Origin of the sequence: Psychrobacillus mangrovi (assembly GCF_037104765.1) — a bacterium.
GTDB lineage: Bacteria > Bacillota > Bacilli > Bacillales_A > Planococcaceae > Psychrobacillus > Psychrobacillus mangrovi.
Genome location: NZ_JBAWSY010000005.1, coordinates 193,533 through 210,358, shown reverse-complemented (window position 1 = coordinate 210,358; position 16,826 = coordinate 193,533). Strand labels below are relative to the sequence as shown.

17 protein-coding genes and 1 riboswitch are annotated in these 16,826 nt (G+C 36.3%); of the genes, 10 read left to right on the top strand and 7 right to left on the bottom strand.

The window, feature by feature from the left end; genetic code table 11:
• Positions 1 to 172: 172 nt before the first annotated feature.
• From WAX74_RS09835 to WAX74_RS09825, 3 genes are all read right to left on the bottom strand, one after another.
• The gene (locus WAX74_RS09835; RefSeq protein WP_336497482.1) at positions 173 to 1,297 is read right to left on the bottom strand and encodes a cupin domain-containing protein; all 1,125 of its coding nucleotides are present in this window, start codon (positions 1,295 to 1,297) and stop codon (positions 173 to 175) included.
• Between the two features lie 90 nt (positions 1,298 to 1,387).
• Complete coding sequence (locus tag WAX74_RS09830; protein ID WP_336497481.1) at positions 1,388 to 2,341, bottom strand: fumarylacetoacetate hydrolase family protein; 954 nt, start codon at positions 2,339 to 2,341, stop codon at positions 1,388 to 1,390.
• 103 nt (positions 2,342 to 2,444) lie between these two features.
• Positions 2,445 to 3,191, bottom strand: coding sequence for an IclR family transcriptional regulator (locus WAX74_RS09825; RefSeq protein WP_336497480.1), 747 nt, complete (start codon positions 3,189 to 3,191; stop codon positions 2,445 to 2,447).
• Positions 3,192 to 3,424: 233 nt separating this feature from the next.
• On the opposite strand from WAX74_RS09825, the gene WAX74_RS09820 reads away from it, so the two are divergent.
• A complete protein-coding gene (locus tag WAX74_RS09820) occupies positions 3,425 to 4,624 on the top strand; it encodes an FAD-dependent monooxygenase (protein WP_336497479.1) in 1,200 nt (399 codons plus the stop codon).
• 698 nt (positions 4,625 to 5,322) lie between these two features.
• Here WAX74_RS09820 and WAX74_RS09815 read toward each other — a convergent pair.
• Positions 5,323 to 6,084, bottom strand: a complete 762-nt coding sequence (locus WAX74_RS09815; protein ID WP_336497478.1) for an IclR family transcriptional regulator — start codon at positions 6,082 to 6,084, stop codon at positions 5,323 to 5,325.
• A gap of 82 nt (positions 6,085 to 6,166) precedes the next feature.
• Between WAX74_RS09815 and WAX74_RS09810 the strand changes: the two genes are divergently transcribed.
• The 4 genes from WAX74_RS09810 (at position 6,167) to WAX74_RS09795 (ending at position 8,927) form a co-directional block, all read left to right on the top strand.
• The gene (locus WAX74_RS09810) at positions 6,167 to 6,673 is read left to right on the top strand and encodes a DinB family protein (protein WP_336497477.1); all 507 of its coding nucleotides are present in this window, start codon (positions 6,167 to 6,169) and stop codon (positions 6,671 to 6,673) included.
• 275 nt (positions 6,674 to 6,948) lie between these two features.
• On the top strand, positions 6,949 to 7,344 hold the full coding sequence (locus WAX74_RS09805) for a PaaI family thioesterase (RefSeq protein WP_336497476.1): 396 nt from the start codon (positions 6,949 to 6,951) through the stop codon (positions 7,342 to 7,344).
• Between the two features lie 298 nt (positions 7,345 to 7,642).
• A complete protein-coding gene (locus WAX74_RS09800) occupies positions 7,643 to 8,242 on the top strand; it encodes a TetR/AcrR family transcriptional regulator (protein WP_336497475.1) in 600 nt (199 codons plus the stop codon).
• 1 nt (position 8,243) lies between these two features.
• Positions 8,244 to 8,927, top strand: coding sequence for a GDSL-type esterase/lipase family protein (locus WAX74_RS09795; protein ID WP_336497474.1), 684 nt, complete (start codon positions 8,244 to 8,246; stop codon positions 8,925 to 8,927).
• Between the two features lie 183 nt (positions 8,928 to 9,110).
• Here WAX74_RS09795 and WAX74_RS09790 read toward each other — a convergent pair whose 3' ends face one another.
• Both WAX74_RS09790 and WAX74_RS09785 read right to left on the bottom strand, forming a co-directional pair.
• Positions 9,111 to 9,695, bottom strand: coding sequence for a YdcF family protein (locus WAX74_RS09790; protein ID WP_336497473.1), 585 nt, complete (start codon positions 9,693 to 9,695; stop codon positions 9,111 to 9,113).
• 19 nt (positions 9,696 to 9,714) lie between these two features.
• A complete protein-coding gene (locus WAX74_RS09785; protein ID WP_336497472.1) occupies positions 9,715 to 10,356 on the bottom strand; it encodes a glycerol-3-phosphate acyltransferase in 642 nt (213 codons plus the stop codon).
• A 138-nt stretch (positions 10,357 to 10,494) separates the two neighbouring features.
• Positions 10,495 to 10,609: riboswitch (SAM riboswitch) on the top strand.
• A gap of 166 nt (positions 10,610 to 10,775) precedes the next feature.
• On the opposite strand from WAX74_RS09785, the gene WAX74_RS09780 reads away from it, so the two are divergent.
• Together WAX74_RS09780 and WAX74_RS09775 are read left to right on the top strand one after the other, a co-directional pair.
• Positions 10,776 to 12,068 (top strand): O-acetylhomoserine aminocarboxypropyltransferase/cysteine synthase family protein, encoded by a 1,293-nt coding sequence (locus WAX74_RS09780; protein WP_336497471.1) that lies wholly within the window; start codon positions 10,776 to 10,778, stop codon positions 12,066 to 12,068.
• Between the two features lie 131 nt (positions 12,069 to 12,199).
• Positions 12,200 to 13,186 (top strand): homoserine dehydrogenase, encoded by a 987-nt coding sequence (locus WAX74_RS09775; RefSeq protein WP_336497470.1) that lies wholly within the window; start codon positions 12,200 to 12,202, stop codon positions 13,184 to 13,186.
• A 273-nt stretch (positions 13,187 to 13,459) separates the two neighbouring features.
• On the opposite strand, the gene WAX74_RS09770 is transcribed toward WAX74_RS09775, so the two are convergent.
• The gene (locus WAX74_RS09770) at positions 13,460 to 13,690 is read right to left on the bottom strand and encodes an excisionase family DNA-binding protein (protein ID WP_336497469.1); all 231 of its coding nucleotides are present in this window, start codon (positions 13,688 to 13,690) and stop codon (positions 13,460 to 13,462) included.
• 101 nt (positions 13,691 to 13,791) lie between these two features.
• Here WAX74_RS09770 and WAX74_RS09765 point away from each other — a divergent pair, with 101 nt between their 5' ends.
• The 3 genes from WAX74_RS09765 (at position 13,792) to WAX74_RS09755 (ending at position 16,527) form a co-directional block, all read left to right on the top strand.
• Positions 13,792 to 14,661: a DMT family transporter gene (locus WAX74_RS09765; RefSeq protein ID WP_336497468.1), complete on the top strand. Its 870-nt coding sequence runs from the start codon at positions 13,792 to 13,794 to the stop codon at positions 14,659 to 14,661.
• Between the two features lie 383 nt (positions 14,662 to 15,044).
• A complete protein-coding gene (locus WAX74_RS09760) occupies positions 15,045 to 15,935 on the top strand; it encodes a sulfurtransferase (protein ID WP_336497467.1) in 891 nt (296 codons plus the stop codon).
• Positions 15,936 to 16,083: 148 nt separating this feature from the next.
• Positions 16,084 to 16,527: an OsmC family protein gene (locus tag WAX74_RS09755; protein WP_336497466.1), complete on the top strand. Its 444-nt coding sequence runs from the start codon at positions 16,084 to 16,086 to the stop codon at positions 16,525 to 16,527.
• Positions 16,528 to 16,826: the final 299 nt, after the last annotated feature.

Here is a 16,826-nt window from a genome sequence, read left to right as displayed (position 1 = left end):
CTAAATAACTAAAAACGATTACTCAAAAAATAAAACTTATTGTAATAGATTAGTAGATTTCATCTGCAGAGGAGACGTAAGGAAGTCCTTAAAGAGAAATCAGATATATAAAACTCCCCAGTAAAGGTTAATTTATTGTCTCTCATCTACTGGGGAGTTTCTTTTTCAAGTATTAACGAAACGCTGCTTTAAATTCACTAGCAATCTCTTGGTGACCATTATTAGATTCATATGATTGTTCTTGCTCTAACTCGAAGCGATCCATGATTGGAATGTCGTTAACAGAGAACAGGTATGAGTCTTTTGTTGCTTTATGTTCATACCAAGCCCAGTTTGGCACAACAAAGTAGTCGCCTGCTTTCCAGTCGAAGCGTACTCCGTTAATAACTGTGTAGCCTTCACCTTTATGAGCATGATAAACAGTTGAATGTGTATGACGCAATGCTTTTGTATGCATACCTTCTGGTAAATGCTGCATGCGAGTTCCTAATGTTGGATTCGCAGATTTCCCTGTCGATGGATTAATGTATTCAACAGCAAATCCATGGTGTTGATCTGGTTCAAATGCCATTAAACCTTTAATACCATCTAAAGTGCGATCCCACTTATAGTTTGCTAATGGTGCGACTGTAAATTTATCATCCCCAACTGGACGAACCATACCACCACGATAACGTTGCTCCGTAAAGTTATCTGGTACACCAGGTTGTTGTAGGCCATCTTCGTACGGTTCAAAGAAAGTACCACCGAGTGCATACAAAGTTGGGATATCTAATGCATCCATCCATAACATTGGCTCTGTACCTAAATGTTCATGACCATGCCATAAGTTTTTAGGTGTAATTAAGAAGTCGCCCTCTTCCATGAAAATACGTTCACCTTGTACGATTGTATAAGCACCTGAACCTTCCGAAATGAAGCGCAGTGCTGATTGTGAATGACGGTGAGATGGTGCTTTTTCTCCGGGAAGAAGCATTTGAACGGCTGCATAAATAGTCTGAGATGTTGAAGCCCATCCCCAAGGTTTACGGTATGTTAAGCCAGGATTTTGAAAATAAATTGCGCGACGCTCTCCACCACGTTCAGGTGTGAAAATTTCCGCGGCTTCAGCCATTTTTTTATCAATTAATTCTTTTGACCATAAGTAGGCCTCAGCTTGTGGTTTAGGCGTTTTGTTCATAATTTCAGGAATTGCTTCCCAAAGCGGTCCAAGGTTATATTGAGAAATTTCATTGGTAAAGTCAGTTACGATTTTACTTTTCATAAATTCTGCCACTTCTGGAGATACTCCAGCCATATTTCCTCGACTCCTTCTCAAATAAATTGATTTTAATGTTGACTTTGTTCACCATCATTATTGTTTTTCAAAGAAAAGATTGCCTAGACGTTATGCATTTACTAGTGAGCCTGCTCCAGTAGCCACTTTATTTTCTAAGGCACCAACTTTATCGATTTCAATACGTACAACATCGCCATCTTTTAAGAATGTTGGTGGATCCATTGCAACCCCAACACCCCCAGGTGTACCTGTTAATACAACATCCCCTGGTTCAAGCGTCATCAAATTTGATAGGAATGATACTAATTTCTGAACAGAGAATACTAAATTTGCTGTATTTGTTTTTTGGCGAACTTCACCATTTACAGTTAATACGACGTCTAATCCAGAAGGATCTCTTAATTCATCAGATGTTACTAAAAAAGGACCCATTGGTGCAGAACCATCTACAGTTTTTCCTTGTAGCCATTGTAATGTGCGACGTTGAATATCACGATATGTCACATCATTTGTAATGGTATAACCGGCAACGTAATTTAACGCATCTTCCTCTGCAACATTACGTGCACGTTTTCCGATAACGAATGTGAATTCTGCCTCATAGTCCAATTGCTCTGAAATTGGATGAAATGGGATATCGTCTTCAGGACCTAAAATAGTGTTTGCGAATTTTGCGAAGATAACGGGATGTGTAGGTAATTCACGACCCATTTCTAAAATATGTTCTTTATAATTGTGCCCTACACAAATAATTTTTCCCGGATTTATTACTGGTGCTTCTACTTTTACTTCTTCAAGTGAGTAAATAGCCTTTTGGGCAGATAATGTTGAATTAGCCAAAATGAAGTTTGCGGCTTGTTGTGCTAATTCAATAGACTTTTTACCGCCTTGATATAGCTCATCTGTTGTAGATGGTACATATGCATGTGCAATTTCCTTATAACGATATTCGCCAGCTGCTTGCAGTTGCGTTTCGTAGGCATAATTTAAATCAATCACTTGTTGGTCAACAATTGCACCGGCACGTGTTAATCCATTGAGTGTATAGTTAATTAATTTCATTATAATCCTCCTATTATCAAAATAGAATACAATGTTCTCTATTTATAGAAAAGATAATACATTATCTATATGCATGTCAAGATTTTTCGGATAAATATTTATTTTATTTGAAATAGTTTGATAGTTGTTGCGACAACATTATCATTTTTTGTGCAGTAGGATGATGATAATCATTCGGTATTAGATTTTTAAATCCAACAGCTGTAATTGCCGCTACTAATTCTGATTTGAAATTGAACAAGGGTACACTACAAGAAGAAATATGTTCTATGAGTGGTTCTGTTTTTGCTACAAATAATTGCTCTTTCACCTGTTCGATTTCATGTACAATTGCTTGTTGTGTTTGGTAGGACAATATCTTAAATGATTGTTCTATCCAATTATTTATTTGTATTCCTTCTTTAAATGCATAAAAAATAAAACCTGTAGATGAGACTAACGGCAGTGTCGTACCATTTTGCGCGCCAATATCAATACCGTATGTAACACTCCAAATTTCTTTAATAAGTGGGCCGTCTAGGGAAGGTATAGCAATTAATGCTGTTAAGCCCGTTTCTTCTGTAAAAGCTTTCATATAAGGATCAACAATTTCAATGGAAGTATCTCGTTGTGCGATATTACCAATCTCAATAAGTTTATTGCCTAATTTATATGTATTTGTGACCGGATCTCGGTACAGAAACCCTGACTGGATAAATGTCATTAAATATTTATGGGTATTACTTTTTGTCATATTTGATAGTTGCTGAATTTCTGTGAAGTTCATAGGTCTTCGTTCTTTCGCTATCATTTCCAGTAATCCTAACCCGGTTTGTAACGATTGGATAATTCGCTGTTTTTTTTCTACCATTTAGATGCCTTCTTTCTGTTTAAATACAACTGTGATGTGCACTGTAAAAGCTTTTTTTGTTGTGGTTAAGAGACAAATAATCTATTAAATGATGTTAGTATTCTAGTTTAGAAAAGTTAGAATATTACGTTTTATCATTGACAAATATAACACAATTAAGGTAAGTTTTCATTATAAAGAAACATTGTTCTCTATTTGTGTAATTGCAATTATAGATTAGGAGGTCATTAATTATGACAAAAATCAGTGATGTTATCGTTGTCGGTGGAGGAATTGGGGGTTTAGCCGCGGCACTTTCAATTGTACAGCGAACAGACAAGTCCGTAGCTGTTTTAGAACAAGCTCCTGAGTTTGGTGAAGTTGGTGCGGGGATCCAATTAGGCGCAAATGCACTATTTGTCTTAGATCAACTAGGTGTGAAGGAAGAAATAGCTAAAGTTTCTGTTTTTCCAAAACGTCTAGTATTGAAAGATGTTTATACTGCAAAAGAGTTAGCTGTTTTAGATTTAACGGAAGGCTTCCAAGAACATTTTAAACAACCGTATGTTGTACTGCATCGTTCAGATTTACACAGAGTATTGTTTGAAGCATGTCAAAAACAAGACCGTATCAAATTTATGAACGACCAAATTATTCAAACAGTAGAGCAAGAAGCGGGGCAAGCAACTGTAACAAACCAAAAAGGGGAAACGTTTAGTGCCGAAGCGATCATTGGTGCTGATGGTTTAAAATCGAATATACGTAAATTATTCTCGAATGACGAGCCAATTTGCTCTGAATATGTTGCATACCGTGGAACGATTCCAATTGAAGAAATCACTGCTAAAGGTGATGTAGCAATGGATGATGTGATTATGTGGATTGGCCCAAACCTACATTTAGTACAATATCCTGTACGTCGTGGTGAACTTTATAATCAAGTTGTTGTGTTCAAAACATATGATTACAAGCCAGACGGCGACTGGGGGACACCAGAAGAAATGGTACAACGCTTTGAAGGAGCCCATCCATTGGTAGAGCGTGCGTTAGAGTTTATTTCTACGCAATTCCGTTGGGCAATGTTTGACCGTTTGCCAATTGAAAATTGGACAGAAGGCAATGTTACATTGTTAGGTGATGCGGCACATCCAATGCTTCAATATTTAGCACAAGGTGGAGCACAGGCATTAGAAGATGCCTATGTTTTAGGTGAGGCACTGAGTTCAGAAGCTACTTATAATGAGGCTTTTAACAAATACCAATCTGAAAGACAACCACGAAGTGCAATGGTCCAAACATCTGCACGTAAGTGGGGAGAAATTATTCATGCGGAAGATGAGATCAAGATTTTACTAAGGGATACTATCTTCAGTAAACATAAGGCAACAGACTATGAAGTAGCAGACCATTTATATAACTATTTCAACGTTCGAAAAAACGAGGTAAAAGCTTAATAAAATAAAAAAGAAAGAGAATCTATTCCTCTTTAAGATTGTAGACAAACCAGGTTTTCCGAAGCCTACCGCGGGTGAGTGCCGAGCCACTTGGGCCAACAGGAAGTTGGTCATGAAGGCGTCGAGGCCAAAGAATGGGGTCACGCAATCGTTGCCGCAGGACGTGGCGAACTTAGATCGCCTTCCATTTGACGAGGCGTCCCTAGCCTCCCTTCCTCACCTACGCTGAGGGCACTGAAAAAGTCTATAGAATTTTACTTACTAAATAATGTCGTCCGATAAATAAGAAAATCGTTGAAACGGCTCCCTTTCCGCGGGCGTTGCCTTAGCCTCCTCGCTGCGCTGCGGGGTCTTCGGCTAACGCTATTCCCGCAGGAGTGTCACCTTTTTCAACGATTTTCTATAAATACTAATTGAAAAAATGTAGTGATAAAAACTTACTCTATTAATGGCATAATGATTTTTTAATTGAAAAGCGGATAATAGTTGATTGGAGTGGAAGGCGGCGACTCCAGCCGGAATAGCATGAGCTGAAGACCCTGGACTGAGCGTAGCGAGGGAAGCGGCTGAAGCCATGCCGGCGGAACGCGTCCGCCTGGAACGGTCTTAAGTTAATAGAAGATGATAACAAAAAATCAAAACATTTTAAGAATCTAATTAGCCAACTGGTTTTGGTTTACAGTCTGGAACGAGGTTTTTTATTCCTCTTTCTCCTTATAACCATATATAGCAGACATTTCTTTACTCATTGAAATAATACGTTGAATGATTTCGGAATCGAAGGCACTAGGTACATCTTCAGTAAAACCAACTACAGAAAAAGCACCTACTAGCTCGTGTTTGTAGTTAAGAATCGGAAAGCCGATAGACGATACATGACGTACAAGTGGTTCATAGGCATAAGTAAAGTTTTCTTTCCTTATTTGCTTTAGCTCATGTTGAAATTTAGCTATGTTAAATTGTTCAATTGATTGTTGTTCTTGTTCAATCCAATTTGTTATTTCTAATGAGTTGGCATAGGCTGCAAATATTTTACCCGACGCTGAAGATAATGGTAATTTTGTTCCTACCTGTGCACCAATATTTAACCCGTAATTTGTATTCCATAAATTCGTAATGACAGGTCCATCATTAACCCAAGTTACAAGTAAAGTCGTCATACTTGTGAGTTTACTTATTTCTTTAAAATACGGAGTTAATCTATCTATAAAATCAGCATTTTGCATTGCTGCAGTTCCGTATTCTAAAAATTTATAGCCTAATGAGTAATGACCACGTTTCTGATCACGGTATAATAAGTCCATTTGCGTTAATGTATTTAAGTATTTATATAAATTACTTTTGGAAATACCTGTCGTTTCTTGAATATCTGAAAATCTTAAAGGAATATCACTTTGCGCAACGGTATCGATAATTTGAATTCCCAAAATTAAAGAGCCGATGGTTGTATTGTTAGACATTAAATTAATTCCTTTCTCCGTTTGTATTTATAATGTATCACAAAGAACGGTTTAGAAAACTAAGACTAAGGAGTATTTTACAATGACATTAGAAAATTTGAAAGAAAGTTCTACGAAAGTCAAATCAATCATCCATCAAATGGTTAGTTTAATAGAAACAACTGAAACATCATTATTATATAAGAAGCCTTCTGATGAAGAATGGTCAGTTATGCAAATTGCTTGTCATGTCAACGAAGCAGTAGAATTCTGGGTAGCAGATTTAGAAGCGTTATTAATCGTTCCAGGGGCAAAATGGGGGCGTAATCATGAACATGTTAGACGTTTAGCTGCTGTTGAAGAAAACTATGTTGCTTCTGTTTCGAAAGAACAAGCGATTGATCGTCTCCAATCACTAATTCCTGTTACAGAGCGAGCATTAGGTAAAGTCCAAACGGAAGACCTAGAAAAAACTGCACCGAGCTATAACCCTAATTTTGATGGCAAACCGCTATCTTTCTTAATAGATCATTTAATTATTAAACATATAGATAGTCACTTAGGTCAGATGGAACGTCATTTGGCAAAAATACAATATCAAAAAATTTAATAAGATTAATTTCTTGATTAATTACTATCTTAAAAAATATTAACCAAAGATGAGAAATCAATAGCTAAATGAGATAATACCTTAAGGATGAGATAGCATACGCTAACTCATCTTTTTTAAAACTATTTAAATCTACATGGATTTTTTAAAATGGTATAATTTAAAGTAATTTCTGTCGAATAACAATTTGAATACGTTCACGGAACCGAGCAATTGTAGAAAAAGTGTTTAATCATAACAGCTATCTATTACTTAATGGTGTATAGGGGGTTTATATGGGGAATTTTTCTTCTTTGATTAACGAGTTTGAAGAATCGAATTTTTTTAAGCATATAGGATTTGAATGTAAAAGTGTTGAATATGGTAAAGCAATCATTCAAATAAAAAAAAGGCCAAACATTTCCAATTTGCAAGATATGTTGCATGGGGGAGTGATAATGTCTGGTCTAGATATCGTAATGGGGCTAACATCTAGGTCATTGGGAGTTAAGGCTGCATCGACAATTCAAATGGAAGTTAGGTTTATAAAAAGTGTCTTTGAAGGGACTACTGAAATAATTGGGGACCTTGTATATCGCTCAGACAATACGGCGATTTTAAATGGCAAAGTTATCGATGAAAAAGGTGACTTAATTGCATATAGTACAGCTACATTTAGATTATATAACTAAATCGGAATATATTGTATTTCCTAAAAGATCCTGAACAATTGCATAAAAAATTTTTATAAAGAGAAGAGAGACTAATTCAATATTTTGGGCTCTCTTTTATTATGTGCCATTAAAAAGCTAGGAAAAACACTTAACCATATGTCTAGCTCATCAAGTTGCTTTAATAACAGCAGGGGGAAGATATTTCGCTAACATTGTCAATTTCATTAATTATTATTAAAACGTTTTGAATTTTCAGTTATATAACTTATAATTAAATTAGAACGAGCGTTCAAATGTAAGAAGGAGCTTTAATATATTGAATAAAAGACGTTATGACAGTGATAAAGCAAGACAAACAATAATGGACAAAGCTTTCCTTTTATTTTCTGAAAAGGGGTACATTCAAACATCTGTAGAGGATATTTCAAAAGCTTCTGGTTATAGTAAGGGACATATTTATTATCATTTTGAAAATAAAGAAAAGCTTTTTGTTTTATTAGCACAAAAATCAATGCGTGAATGGCTTGCAAAATGGTTGGAAAAGCAATCGGCTTATACAACTGCTACAGAGAAATGGTATGGAATGGCTATGCATGTTTTATACAATTATCAGACACCACTATTAAAAGCTGGGCAGGAGTTAGCATCTGATCCAAAATCAAATCCTGAATCCGTTAAGAAATTATACGAGCTAGCAGTAATACCAATGGGTTCTTACCATTCAATTTTTCAAGATGGGATTGAAAGAGGAGAATTTCAAGATGGAAATATAGAGGAGTGGACTGCCCTATTAGGAACATGGCTTGGAGGCTTGTGCCAACTTACAAATACCACCCAAGATTTAAGTAAACTAGAGCCACTTTTTAAACAGGCAATTACAATCTTTTTAGCTTCGATTAAAAAAAGGGGGAATTGATATGAAAATCGGGTTCATTGGAGACAGTCTAACAGAAGGTAGACCTGGCATTTCTTTCTTTCAAATATTAAAAGAAAGGTATCCGACTGCCACTTTCGTCAATCTTGGAAAACCAGGGGAAACAGTTAAAAGCTTGCATCTACGGTTAACAAAAACGAAACTAGCCACTGATTATGATTTAGTCTTTCTTTGGATTGGTGTTAACGATGTATATTCTAAACTCTTGAGTGTTCAAGCACAACCAGTGGTAAATGATCATGAGGAGTTTAAAAAGGTATATGAGAAAATTTTAGATATGATAATTTCTTCTTCTAAAAAAGTAATTGCCATATCGCCATCAATAGTTGGAGAAAACCTTCAGAATTCTTCTAATAAAGAAACAAAAGAGTTGGCTGCCATCATTGAATCCATTAGTAAAATGAAAGGGATAGATTATGTTAATCTACAAACAGCTTTTGAGGAGCACTTAGTTAATATGAACAGCTCAGATTACATTAGCACAAATCCTTTGAGAGTCATGCTGGATGTTTTCTTCTATAAGAAACCCTCTAAAATCGACGAGTTATCTAAAAAAAGAGGACTTCATCTAACTTTAGATGGAATCCATTTAAATAGTACTGGTGCAAAAATAGTAGCGGACGTATATGCAACAAGCATAGATCAATTATGTCTCCAGAAAAACTAGCTAAAATTGCATTGAATGGCGTTCATAAAAACAAACCCATTATTTGTCCAATGCCATTGCGCAGAACAATAGACATCTTTTTTACACTGGTTCCTACAACCCACCGTTCACTTATGAAACTAGTTTGTAGGGAAGGTAGAAAAGCACGAATTTCTTAGACAAAATAACTCCGAGTACTCGGAGTTATTTACCGACAATATAAGTCTTTAAAAGTGCGGCACGCTCACGTAAGCGGACTTTCGCTTCCACCACTTCGGGAGTCTTTGCTGCTACCACATCCGTTTCCCAATCTAGTTTTTTAGCAAGTATTTTTGCTCGCTGTAGATGGTAGTCACTCGTAATGATCGTCACAGACTTTACGTTTTCTGGCAATAACTCTTGGGAAAATAATAAATTTTCATAAGTAGATGTCGACTGATCTTCAATGATTAGCCTGTCTTCTGATATTCCATTATCCAAAAGAAAATTTCTCATTACGACCGCTTCCTCAATATCTTCGTCAGGTCCTTGTCCTCCAGAAAGTACAAAGGTAACATGAGGGTATTCATTGGCATACGCAAGTGCAGATTCCAATCTGTACCTTAATGAAAGCGAAGGAACATTCCCTTTTTTTACTTTTGCACCGAGTACAATGGCGTATTCGTTTGAACCATCAGCTTTAGGATTTAAACCGTCTTCCATCCATTTACTAGTAAGCGTCCACAAACCAACCCCACCGGCAAGAACAAACAAAGGGATAAGCACAATCCACCTCATTTTTTTAGTCATTCCAATTCACTCATTTCTTTTATAAAGAAGGTTTTTTTCTTTTTAAAAAAGTAGAAATTCTCATCTCTTCTTTACGAGCTAAACGACGAAAGTTTTCTATATGCAAAATGAGTGCCATTACGAATAAAAAGCTCGCAATTGCAACTGGTATATATCCTTCCGAAAACCATATAGCCTCGCTTAAAAATACAAAATAAAAAACAAAAACACCAATTAATAAGTAGTCCGTTAAAATAGTTGTACCAATTAATAATAAAAGCCCGATCAACCCCACAGGCCAATAAATAGCTAAAAGGATGCCAATAATAGAAGCTGTTCCTTTTCCGCCCTTAAATCCAGTATAAATAGGAAAGTTATGACCTAAAATGACAGCAGCCCCAGCTAAGTAAAGAAGTGCATCCTGTTCTAAACTAGAAAATGAACCATTTTGCTGCATAAAAAGCCTGGTTGCGATAATCACAAATACACCTTTAAAAATATCGATGAAAGCGACAAGTATTCCGTATTTCATTCCAAGCACAACGGCTGCATTAGAAGCACCTGAATTTTTGAGACCTTCTGCTTTAATATTGATTCCGCTAAAAAACTGAGCGACCTTCGAACCATGAATAGAACCAATTAAATAACTTATTATAAAAATAGTAATAATCCATATTCCCATTACAACACCTCCTCAAAATAACCTCCATACATTAAACGTACAAGCCTTAAAGAAGTTTCAGAATTTTTATAAAAATACTTGACTTATAGATTAATAGAGTTTTATACTTTGTAACAAGATGGAATAACTAATCTAATACTCTTATCAAGAGTGGCGGAGGGAATAGGCCCTGCGATGCCCGGCAACCAACAAGTTCTAAACTTGGAAAGGTGCTAAATCCTACAAATTCACGAGCGAATTTGGAAGATAAGAGGAGGAATATGCGAAACCGCACCCCTCTTCTTAAAGAAGAGGGGTTTTTGTTGTTTGTCCGACTAACGATGCGTTTTCTGGCAGACATAGGTGCTTTTGCGTGTCTTTTAATCCTCTCCTGCATCCATATGTGCCCATCTAAAAATATTATTTAGGAGGAATTCAAAATGTCAAATTTCCAACCAGAAACACTTCTTTTACACGGTGGTCAGCAACCAGATCCAGTTACAGGTTCACGAGCAGTGCCAATTCACAAAACAACTTCTTTTGTATTTCGTGATACAAACCATGCCCAAAATTTGTTTGCACTAAAAGAGACGGGCAATATTTATTCACGTATAACTAATCCTACTGTAGATGTTTTTGAACAACGAGTTGCTCTTCTTGAAGGTGGAACTGCTGCTGTTGCACTATCTTCTGGTATGGCGGCAATTGCATTTTCCATTTTGAATATTGCAGGAGCGGGCGATGAAATCATTGCAGCGGAAAACTTATATGGTGGTACTTTTAATTTATTCGCACATACATTGCCTCGTTATGGTATTAGCGTAAAATTTGTAGATTCAACTGATCCAGAAAACTTCCGAGCAGCAGTGACGGACAAAACGAAAGGGTTTTTTGCTGAAATTATTGGGAATCCAAGTTTGAATGTGCTAGATGTAGAGAAAGTTTCAGCGGTTGCAAATGAAGTAGGTGTTCCATTATTAGTGGATAATACATTTGCAAGCCCGTACGGTGCTAATCCAATTAAACACGGTGCCAACATTGTGATCCATTCAGCTACGAAATGGATCGGCGGACATGGAACAACTATCGGAGGAGTAGTTGTAGATGGTGGTAACTTTGATTGGAATTCAGAAAAGTTCCCTGGTTTTACAGAGCCAGATGTTACCTATCATGGCTTACGATATGGAATTGATGTTCCAAACGTAGCGTTTGCAATAAAACTACGTGTTCAATTGCTTCGCGATTTTGGTCCTGCACTAAGCCCAGAAGCAGCATTTTCTTTTTTACAAGGTTTAGAAACACTTCATCTACGAGTGCCGAAGCACAATGAAAATGCACAAAAGATTGCAGAGTACTTATCTAACCATGAAGGAGTGGAATGGGTTAACTATTTAGGTTTAGAAAATCACCCGTCCCATGAAATCGCACATAAATATTTACACAATGGCTTCGGTTCTATCTTAACTTTTGGAGTGAAGGGCGGAAAAGAAGCGGGAAGACATATTATTGATAATATTGAGATTTGGTCCCATGTAGCAAACGTAGGAGATGCAAAATCATTAATTATTCATCCTGCATCTACAACTCATCAACAATTAACACCTGAAGACTTAGTGAAATCGGGTGTTACAGAAGACTTAATCCGCTTGTCTGTTGGTCTAGAGGCAGTAGAGGATTTACAAAATGCACTTGATAAAGTACTTGTAGGAAAAACAAATGTCCTCTCTAGATAGAATTTTGTTGTTAATTGGGCTAAAATAGTCTACAATATGTAAAATAGTCAATCGTAAAAAGTTGCGATAGAGATTTTATTAAAATATGAATGTAGAAGCTCAATTGTGCAGATTCAAGTGGAGGAGAAAGTATGGCGAAAATAAAAGCAGCGATTCTAGGTTTTGGAACAGTTGGCCAAGGAATTTATCACATTGTGAATGAAAAAAGAGAAGATCTTAAAAAGTCTTTAGGATTAGATATTGAAATTAGTGCTATTCTAATTAATAATTTAGCAAAAGAAAGACCTGCAACGCCTGGTGTTCTAGTTACAGATGATTTCGAGGATATTATTAATATTCCTGGACTTCAAGTTGTGTTTGAAGCTATTGTGAACGAAGAACCAGCCTATGGCTATCTATGTAGAGCCATTGATAAGGGATGTCATGTCATTACAGCAAATAAAGTGATGTTCTCTAAATATAGTATTCAGCTACATGAACGTGCAAAGTCACGTGGTGTTTTTATCGGATATGAAGCAACAACAGCAGGCGGGGTTCCGGTTATTAAAACATTGAAAAATTTACTTCAAGTGAATTCAGTGAAAAAAATTCAAGGTATTCTAAATGGAACTTCTAACTATATTTTGACACAAATGCGCTTAAATGAATGTCAGTTTGACGACGCTCTAAAAGAAGCGCAAGCGTTAGGTTATGCAGAAGCCGATCCATACAATGACATTTCTGGCCAAGATGCATTCCGTAAGTTAATGATTCTGAGTGCACTTGCATTTAAAAAACAACCGAATTGGGATGACGTACGTGTAGTTGGTATTGACGAGATTTCATTAGAGGATGTGAAAAAAGCGAAGCAAGAAGGATTTCGTTATCGCCATGTTGCAGAAATAGAGCAAGACGAAAATGGAGAGCTTTTCGCTTCTGTAGGACCACAACTTGTTGGTCCAGATCATCCGTTATATGCTATCGAAGGTGTAAACAACGCAGTTTCCTTAGATACAAACTATATTGGTACGCTTACACTTGTCGGACCTGGAGCAGGTATGTACCCAACTGCAAGTGTCATGGTAGAAGATTATGCAGAAATCATTGGCAAACGTGCAGGGTTCATGATTACAATCTAAAAAGAGAATAAAGGGTTTCTCCTCATTAGATTGAAGACAAAAGGCAGTTGGGAATGTGTTCATTCCAACTGCCTTTAATATTGTTCTTTGCTAAATTATCTCTATCATTTACGAGAGTAGTACTCTATGAGTATTTATATTTACTCTGTAATTTTATTATCATAATGAATTAGGCATTGGACAAGTGACCGTTCCTCCGGGGAAAGCTATAATAAAAAGACTGCAGATAACTCATTTTGTTCGAGTTTTTCTACAGTCTGACTATTTTTTCGATTAATCTTCGTCCTTTACGTCCAAATCATCTGGAATTGGAGTATTGCGCCACTCGTCAATTTGACGTCTTAATTCTTCTAATTGCTGCATATGCGTATCAAATTGAGCGCTATTAATGTAATAATCTTCACCGTCAAAAATAGCACGAATTTTTTTTTCAGCGATATATCGTTTCACTTGTTCAATAGGCATTGATAAATAATTTGCGGTTTCTTCCACTGTCATATACATAGTTAATGCCTCCTATCTTTATTAGTATAAGATACGATTGCCTCTATCTCAATATGTGCTATATTGAAAGTTAATATATAGAAGGAGTTGGGAGTGAAGAAATGTCTGTTTTACCATACATATTTGTACTACTAGGCGCTATATTATGGGGTACGACGGGTACTGCACAAACGTTTTTGCCAGACAATGCACATCCTTTTATTATTAGTGCGGGACGATCTTCTGTAGGTGGTTTTTCTCTATTAATCTTTATGGTTTTATTGAAAAAAATTAAATTTAAAACATGGTCTTGGAAGGAAACGTTCTATGCAGCAATTTGTATCGCACTTTTTCAACTATTATTCTTTTCTTCCGTTAAACTAACAGGTGTAGCGATTGCAAGTGTAGTTGCTATTGGAAGTGCTCCAGTGTTTTCGGGAATTATCGAATGGCTTTTCTTAAAATTACGACCATCACGAATATGGGTAATCTCGACTTTATTTGCAATCGTCGGATGTTTGTTTTTATTTTTAAATAAAGGTGAGATTACTATAAATCCAATTGGTATCATGTATTCTCTTGTAGCGGGTGTGGTCTTTGCTTTGTACACGATTTCTAGTAAGTCATTATTAGAAAAAGAAGAAGCGATACCTGCTGTAGCAATGACATTCTCGGTTAGTGCATTGCTACTCATGCCATTCTTCTTTATTTATGATGTAAGCTGGTTAAAGGATGCAGGAAATATAGGAATTATTTTTTACTTAGGTCTTGCCACTACTAGTATTGCGTACGTCTTATATGCTAGAGGATTAAACAAAATACCTTCATCCTCTGCACTTACGTTGTCTTTAGCAGAACCAACAACAGCTGCTATTTTAGGTGTATTCATAGTTGGAGAGAATCTTAGCATAATGTCTTGGATAGGAATTTTGTTATTGCTTGGTAGTATTGTAGTGTTAACGATTGGAAGCAAATCAAATAAAAAGATATAAAGAGGTTTGCCGAGAATGGCGGATCTCTTTTTCTATTGATCGTGACTTTCTAAAGGAGAAACAGAAACTAAAAAAGTCTAGGGCAATATCCACTAAGAAGGAATCCAGTCGCTATGTATTGGCGGTCAGATGCAACATAACCATGTGAACAGGGCGTCAGCGAGTAAACTCGTTTGGTGCTTTTTCCTTTTATAGAAGCTGCATTTATTTAAGAGAAATTATTACAACCTTTTATACTTTTTAGATATTTAAAATAATCTAACAATTCGGACCTTTATGATGGAAAATACTAAAATAAAGTGGTATTATTACTTTAATTTAAACATAGTAAATAAATAGGAATAATTGATATTAAAATATTATTGTTAAAGGGGAGAAATACTTTGAGTAAGATACCATTAATAGTAACAACAGAATGGCTAGCGGAAAGATTGAATGATCCAAATCTGAGATTACTAGATGCATCAACTTTTTTAAAGCATCCTGAAAAAGACGGCTACTACGATGTTTGGTCTGGAAAAGAAGCGTATGAAAAGGGCCATATTCCTGGAGCTGTTTTTGCAGATTTACATAAAGAGCTTTCCGATCCTGATTCGGAATTTGCCTTTACTCTTCCTTCTCGAGAAAGATTTATAGAAAAGATTAGCAATCTAGGAGTAGGAGAAGGTACACGTGTGGTTGTATATGATCAGGGAGCCATTGTAGGGGCACCTATCATTGCATCTCATTGGGCAACCCGTCTTGCATGGCAATTACGTTACGAAGGGTTTGAGGATGTGGCCGTTCTTGATGGTGGATTCCCGAAATGGTTAGATGAAGGACGTCCTGTTACAACTGAACCAGGTTCTTACCCGCCAGGAAAATTTACTAGTCTCAGAAAACCGGAATTATTTGTAACAAAAGAAGATGTTCTTAGAGCAATTGATGATGAAAATGTGATTATCATTGATAGCTTAACAGAAGAACACTATAACGGAGAGGTCAATACGTACGGAAGACTCGGTCATATACCTGGTAGTGTCAACGTATTTTTTGGTTCACACTCTGATAGCGAAACAAAAGAGCTATATGACGAAGAAAAGTTACGTAATAAATTCGAAAAAGTTGGGGCTCTTGATCCGAATAAAAAAGTCATTACGTATTGCGGAAGTGCAATTGCAGCAACTTGGAATGCATTTGTTTTAAATAAACTTGGACAACATAATGTAGCTGTTTATGATGGGTCTTTAACTGAATGGGCAAAAGATCCATCACTACCATTAGAAACTACGTAAGAATCTGTTAATTATGTCTAATGAAAGATATTTATAACATCCTGCCTCCCTTCCCAAATGGGGAGTGTAGTATGAGAGGAACTTACTAAACACTCTTTAATAAGAAATTTTTTTATATAAATTCCAAAATGAAAAGGAGAAATTATAAATGGCAATTACAACTTATAGTGCGAAAACGGTTTTAAAAGAAAATATGTTAGTAGAAGCGGAAGCTAGAGGTCACAAAGTTATAATAGATGAGCCTAAAAATTTTGGTGGTACAGATCATGGGATGAGTCCAGTAGAGCTTTTACTCTCTGCGTTAGGTGCATGCCAATCTATTGTTGCTAGAACTTATGCTGAAAAATTTGATGTTGATCTTCAAAACTTTTGGGTCGAATTAGAAGGGGATATTGATCTGGATGGGTTCTTTGGAAAATCGGACGTAAGACCAGGTTTTTCCGATATTCGATATACGTTCCATATCGAAACAGATGCTCCCGAAGAGAAAATACAGGCATATAAGGAATTTATTGAAGCCCATTGCCCTGTTGGAGATACCATTGCAAATCAGGTGAATTTATCCTCTACAAAAGTAGTAGTAAATACGTGAAATAGAATGGATAGGAGGGGCATTGCCTTTCAATTTCAAAGAATGGTCTGTCCCTTTTGTAATAGCAATTGTCGCTTCAACATTACTAAGATATAGAATTCGAATTGATTAAAAAATTTATTACTAGAAAAAAGGTGATAAGGGTTTTTCCCTTACCACCTTTTCCTATTTCTTTGACTGGACACTTTCCTTTAAATGGCAGAGCGCAACCAATTGGATGCTGACCGAGACCATTTCACGATGAAGAGAGACCAATTCTCGAATAACCGCAACCAAATATAAACTAACCGCGACCATTT